This window comes from Ancylomarina salipaludis, from assembly GCF_004122035.1.
In the GTDB taxonomy this organism is placed as follows: domain Bacteria; phylum Bacteroidota; class Bacteroidia; order Bacteroidales; family Marinifilaceae; genus Ancylomarina; species Ancylomarina salipaludis.
Genome location: NZ_SAXA01000038.1, coordinates 1 through 1,348 on the forward strand (window position 1 = coordinate 1; position 1,348 = coordinate 1,348).

1 rRNA gene is annotated in these 1,348 nt (G+C 34.3%); it reads right to left on the reverse strand.

Features of this window, described 5'->3' with window-relative positions:
* Positions 1 to 1,220 precede the first annotated feature (1,220 nt).
* Positions 1,221 to 1,331: ribosomal RNA gene (gene rrf / locus EO244_RS16750) — 5S ribosomal RNA — on the reverse strand.
* Positions 1,332 to 1,348 lie beyond the last annotated feature (17 nt).

The window sequence follows — 1,348 nt, forward strand, 5'->3', positions numbered from 1 at the left end:
GCCAGGATCAAACTCTTCGTTGTATAAAAAACTTATAGTTAATCTGCTCGTGGATAATATCTAAGTTATTTCGTAAATCTAATTGACAAGGTTATTATTCTTGTATTTACCTAACTTTATTCTACTTTCAATATTTTCAAAGAACTTGCGTTCAAAATTTCTTCTCTGTTTTAACGCTGATTACAGCGTCAAAGCGGGTGCAAAGATAACAAATTTTAGTTTTTAAAACCAAATAAAAATTGAAGTTTTTTTTAGAAAATTTATTTCCGTTTTACCTCAGATTTTCATCGTTACCCTGCCATTTTTTTTTAGAACTCTTTCGCTATGAAAGCGGCTGCAAATATAAGAAACTTAATTCTAATTCTGCAAATCTTTTTTCGTTTATTTTTTAACTTGTTTTATCGGGATAACCCAATGTTTACAAGCTCTACAAACGTTTCAATGACCTGCGCCCCTCTCTTAAAGCGAGTGCAAATATAGAGATTATTAATTCATAAAACCAAACGCGAAGATCAACTTTTCTGCATTTAATTCTTAATGCGCTGATAGGCAGCATCCATTATTTTTGAAAAAGATTATTTTTCTGATTTTAGGGACTGAAAAATGACGCGTTTGTAAGGTTCTGATAGATGAACAAAGGTCCATTAATGATGATCAGCATGGGGTTCTCTTATCAAGCTTGCGACAAATAAAAAATCATTTTCCTGATACGGACATTTTTTAACTTCATTTTTCAAGCTCATAAAAAGTAAATAGGCATCATTTCTGCCTTATTTTTTTTCTAAACAAGAGCATTTTTCTATGATTTTAAATTTAAGGTAAAGGGTGAGCATGTAAAATTAGCTGTACGGGCAGGGGCAAGAAAAAAAATCGTAAAACTATTAGCCAATAAAATTTGATGATTGGGTGAATAGATGCTCCTGGATTGATAAAAAACTCACAAGAAGACTAAAATGAGCTGAAATATCATTCAATAATTAACAATGAGGGATGAGCAATTAGAAAGCAATAGACCAAAGTTCTCGTTTGGCAATGCAGTAAGTTTTATAAAGTCACCACAGATATTCTGGATATCGAATTTAAAGTAGTGCTGTCAGAAGGGAAGCATTTGCGATTATTAGCGTCATCAGCGGGGAGGAACAATTCCTAAATCGTCATTATTTCCCAAAGTTCCGGGCATAAAAAAAGCGTCTTACTCCGTTTGGAATAAGACGCTTAAAGGTTGGCATCGACCTACTCTCCCACCACTTGGCAGTACCATCGGCGCTAATGGGCTTAACTTCTCTGTTCGGGATGGGAAGAGGTGGAACCCCATTGCTATAGATACCTGAAAATCTTCAGTTATCAG